Genomic DNA, 4,723 nt, shown 5'->3' with positions numbered 1-4,723 from the left:
GATGTTGTGCAGTTTTCTCAAAGTAACTTCTGGAAGGACGGGAACTAGAACTTACTTTGAGAATTTACCTTTTTCCCATTTTTCCTTAGGAGCAATAGCCAAGCTCCACAGATGATTTCATACAAGACAAAGAATAGGAGAAAACAATGCAGGAAGAATTCTGCTGGTAAGATGTAGATAACTGGATCCGTACTTGGGTTGAAGAGCCAGGTCGAGTCACCAGGAAAAAGAACTTGATGAAAGAGAGTAAAGAAAGAATCGAAACCAATTAACAAACCTAGTACAGCAATGAATACGGGTACTGCTGCCATCCATAGAAAGACGGCTTGATACAATTTTCCATATCCTTTTCGCACCACTTCTTTCCAAAAATAGAAAACCGCAGGCAAACTAATCAGGAAAATAACCTGAGCCAGATGAAAGAGATGCTTGACATCCGCAAAATGTTTGAGACCATCGGCTGATGATGAAAAATTGGGCATGTCTAAAACACTTGCAAAAGGATTTGTCAGATAGTTCATCAGGATATTGAAATTGTAGGAAATATCTGCCGCCTTCATGTAAACAACTTTTTCCAACCCCAAAAAAGAAATCTCAAGCGGATAAACTAGCCAAGCTAGGTAGATAGTTCCTAGAACTGCTGCGGACAAGACAAATAAAATCGTTCCGATAATCTGTAACTTAGTTTTCATCAAAACTCCATTCATCTAGGCTGTTGAGGACATGGGTCGGAGCAAGGGGCAACCCTTCTACTTCTTCTGGCTTGGTAAATCCAGTCAGGACTAAAAGAGTTGGAAATCCATTATCAATCCCTGCACGAATATCCGTCAGGTAGTTATCCCCAACCATAATCGTTTGACTGCGTTCTGTGCCTAAAATCTCCAGAGCCTTGTCCATGATAATGGCTTCTGGTTTACCGATAAAGGTCGGCTCTACTCGGGTAGCAGCTTTCAAAAGTGCAATAAGTGAGCCTGCTCCTGGCAAATGACCTCTTTCAGTCGGAATGTTCAAATCAGGATTGGTACCGATAAAGGTCGCTCCCTTTTGAATAGCCAAGGTGGCAATGGTTAGTTTTTCATAAGTTAACTGAGTATCCAAACCGACAACAACATAGGCTGGATTTTCCGTGTCTTCCACATAGCCTGCCTCAAAAATGGCAGACTTGAGTCCGTCTTCTCCAATGACATAGACTGTCTTTTCCTTGTCCAAATCATTCATATAATCTACTGTCGCCAGACTTGCCGTGTAAATGGTCTCAATCGGTGTCTCGATATTAAAATGCTCCGCCAACATAGCCTGCACCATCTCAGGACGGCGGGTGGTGTTGTTGGTCACGAATAAATAGGGAATCTGACGTTCTTGCAAGCGATGAATAAAACGTTCACCAGCAGGAATCCGCTTTTTCCCTTCATAAATCGTACCATCCAAATCAATCAAATAGCCTTGATAGGTCATACTTTCTCCTTAATCAAATCGTGTTTCCCAATGCTCAGATCGACTAGCTTCCAAGCAAAGTGCTAGTTGCTCAGCTGTATTTTTCACAAGTGAGAGCGGTGGTAAGTCATCTAGACTGAAAAAGCCACTGGCAACTGTTTCCGAATTAGGCTGAAACTCCCCGCCAAGTAGTCGACATAGAATGAAGACCTTGGTCACGCGGTGGGCTGACTTGGCAGGATTGTTCTTGTGCTTGTCCAAAATCGCAACGACTCGCAGAGCCTCCACATCCAGCCCCGCTTCTTCCTTTACTTCCTTGACAACATTGTCCTTGACGGACTGGTCCACATCGCACCAACCACCTGGCAAGGACCAGAGCCCATCGTTTTCCTGAACCAGTAGGATTTTATCCTCTTGGAAAATAGCTGCGCGGGTATCCAGTTTTGGTGTCTGATAGCCTGTTTCATTGCAAAACAAGTCTGTCACCACTTCCAAGGGCTGTCCAGATGGCTCTACCAACATTTCCGCCGCAATATGTCTAATTTCCTCAAATCGTTCCATGTCATAGACATCTTTTCCATAGGCCAAGCCTGTCTGAGCCAAGGCTTGCAAACGAATAGCCCATTCCAACCACTTATCCTGCGACATAACTTTCCCTCCATTCTATGACAGCTTGAGCATGGATATGCCCCTCTACCACAATCTCATGCTGGCTGACACCATTTTCTGCCACCATGCGTGAACTCACCAGGCTAGTTGCCTCTACTTCCTTGAGATACTTGAGTTGGATTTTTTTAGGGACATGGCAGAGCAGAAAATCATAGCCTAGTGCTTCATACATCCATTCCAGATACTTGCCATTATTGACATGACCATTCATATCCAAATCAAAATAGCGAACAGGAAATTCTTGAACAGATGGATTTTCCAAGAGCTGATACTTGGGAGTCCGAGGTAATTTCTTGACCTGCTCAGACTGATAAGGAGCAATCAAATCTTCGGGCACAGGTGCCACCTTGCGAGTTTCAAAATCAATCAGGACAAAATAACAAAGAATATCAAGCAAGAGATTGCCCGCTTCATCGTAGATATAGAACATCCGATGACAGAAAAACTTGTTGTAGGCAACCGCTTCTGTTTTAATAACAATGGTTTCGTTGTACTTGGGCAGGCTTTGAATAGTTAGTTCGTAATCTGTCACCACCCAAATCAAGCCAAATTCCTGAAAAACATAGAGGTCACTACGACCCAGTTCTTCCGACTGCCGACCTGACACACCAAGACAGTAGGAAATAAAGTCAGGCAGTTTGATTTCTTGTTTAACATCCACCATATCAAAGGGAATGGTGAACTCTTCTTGGTAGCTTAGTCCCATTGTTTCCTCTTTCTAATCTTCTATAATGAAACGCTCGGCAACTGTATCGCCAAGAAACAATCCCTTTTTGGTCATCCGAAGCCAACGGTCTTCTTCTTGTAAGAGGCCTTCATTTTTCAAGTCTCTGACCACCTGACCATAGCGGTCTTCGAAGGAAATGCCAAACTTTTCCTCGAATCGCTCAATGGACACGCCAGTTTTTTTCCGTAAACCTAAAAACATCTCTTCTTCCATCTGCTCGGTCTGGCTGAGGAATTCCTCGTGTAATCGAGAATGGCCTTTTTCACGGATGGATTTGAGGTAGTGCTGGATGGGGCCGCGGTTGCGGTAGCGCATGCCGTCGATGTAGCCAGATGCTCCAGCTCCTAGACCATAGTACTCGGAATTGTCCCAGTACATGAGGTTGTGACGGCTTTCAAAACCAGGTTTGGTGAAGTTGGAGATTTCGTAGTGCTCGAAGCCGTTTTTCTCCAGCTCTTGTAGGATGTAGTCGAACATATCGGATTCCACATCTTCGTTGGGCAGATGGAGGTTGCCGCGGCGTTGGCGGTTCATGAAGACCGTGTGGTTCTCCAAAATCAAGCTATAGAGGCTCATGTGGGGAATGTCCAGCTCCAAGGCCTTGGCGACATTGTCCACCACCTGCTCCATGGTCTGACCAGGCAGGGCATAAATCAGGTCAATGGAAATATTGTGAAAACCCGCTTCCTTGAGGGCTGCAATGGTTTCATAAATCTGGGCCTGGTTGTGACTGCGACCGATTTTTTTCAACATACGGTCGTCAAAGGTCTGAACGCCAAGCGACACTCGATTGCACTTGGATTTTTTCAGAACCGCAATCTTATCCGCCGTCAAGTCACCTGGATTGGCCTCGATAGTAAATTCTTCCAGCTGTGACAAGTCCAGCAAGTCCTCCAGATTGGTCAAAAGGTAGTCCAGCTGATCTGCCGAGAGAGCCGATGGTGTTCCGCCTCCGATATAAAGTGTGCGGAGGGCTGGTAGGTCGTAAAACTTGACCTCTTCCATGAGGGCTGCCAAATACTCGTCAACAGGCTGGTTCTTAATAAAGACCTTAGAAAAATCACAGTAGTAACAAATCTGGGTACAAAATGGAATGTGGATATAGGCTGATGTCGGTCGTTTTTTCATACCAACTATTATAGCACACTGTTAGACTTTTGTAACCGCCGAATAACAAGGGATCGTCACGCCGTACGCATGAAGAAAGAGAGAACGAATTTCGTCCTCTCTAGGTGTTAGCTTTTCGTCTACCCACTACAGTTGACAAAGAGCCTTAAGAAAATAGTTAATCTTCTCTTTTTTTACGAATTGCTGTCCCCAACAAAGCTAAACCTGCTATGCCCAAGACGCTTGATAAACCAACATTATCTCCAGTCTTAGGAAGAACCTTGTTTTCCTTATGCGCCTTCTTAGCACTTGAGCTTGTGTCGATTCCAGCACTTGTGCTTGTATCGATTGCGTCAATCGCTGCTTTACCTGCTTCAAGAGCTTTAGCTACACCTGCATTATCTGTTGCTGCGTCAATAGCCTTATCTGCGTCAGCTTTAGCTTTATCCAATTCTGCTTGTTTCGCTGCTTTTTCTTCTGCTGTAAGGGCAGAATTTTCAATTTCTGCTTTCTTAGTGTTGTAAGCTGCTTCTAGGTCTTTCTTAGCGGCTGCTTTCTCACCTGCAAGAGTTGCTGTATCAACTTCGTCTGCTTTGGTTGCTGCATCGATTGCGTCAATCGCTGCTTTACCTGCTTCAAGAGCTTTAGCTACACCTGAAGCATCTGTTGCTGCGTCAATAGCCTTATCTGCGTCAGCTTTAGCTTTATCCAATTCTGCTTGTTTCGCTGCTTTTTCGTCTGCAGTCAAGGATGACTTAGCAATCTCATCTTTCTTAGCGTTATAAG

6 protein-coding genes are annotated in these 4,723 nt (G+C 44.6%); all 6 read right to left on the bottom strand.

Features of this window, described 5'->3' with window-relative positions:
* Nucleotides 1–44: 44 nt before the first annotated feature.
* Complete coding sequence (locus tag SST111_RS06625; protein WP_099810431.1) at nucleotides 45–692, bottom strand: TIGR01906 family membrane protein; 648 nt, start codon at nucleotides 690–692, stop codon at nucleotides 45–47.
* Nucleotides 682–1,455 (bottom strand): TIGR01457 family HAD-type hydrolase, encoded by a 774-nt coding sequence (locus SST111_RS06620; RefSeq protein WP_099810430.1) that lies wholly within the window; start codon nucleotides 1,453–1,455, stop codon nucleotides 682–684. Before SST111_RS06620 ends, SST111_RS06625 begins: the two co-directional genes overlap by 11 nt.
* A gap of 9 nt (nucleotides 1,456–1,464) precedes the next feature.
* On the bottom strand, nucleotides 1,465–2,082 hold the full coding sequence (locus tag SST111_RS06615; protein ID WP_099810429.1) for an NUDIX hydrolase N-terminal domain-containing protein: 618 nt from the start codon (nucleotides 2,080–2,082) through the stop codon (nucleotides 1,465–1,467).
* Nucleotides 2,069–2,809, bottom strand: a complete 741-nt coding sequence (locus tag SST111_RS06610) for an acyl-ACP thioesterase domain-containing protein (RefSeq protein WP_099810428.1) — start codon at nucleotides 2,807–2,809, stop codon at nucleotides 2,069–2,071. Before SST111_RS06610 ends, SST111_RS06615 begins: the two co-directional genes overlap by 14 nt.
* A gap of 12 nt (nucleotides 2,810–2,821) precedes the next feature.
* Nucleotides 2,822–3,958, bottom strand: coding sequence for a radical SAM family heme chaperone HemW (gene hemW, locus SST111_RS06605; RefSeq protein WP_014638299.1), 1,137 nt, complete (start codon nucleotides 3,956–3,958; stop codon nucleotides 2,822–2,824).
* A 157-nt stretch (nucleotides 3,959–4,115) separates the two neighbouring features.
* A partial coding sequence (locus SST111_RS06600) for a DUF1542 domain-containing protein (protein ID WP_142350752.1) occupies nucleotides 4,116–4,723 on the bottom strand: 608 nt, incomplete at its 5' end.

It is taken from the genome of Streptococcus suis YS161, assembly GCF_002760245.1.
Classification (GTDB): domain Bacteria; phylum Bacillota; class Bacilli; order Lactobacillales; family Streptococcaceae; genus Streptococcus; species Streptococcus suis_I.
This window is presented reverse-complemented; position numbering and strand designations above follow the sequence as displayed.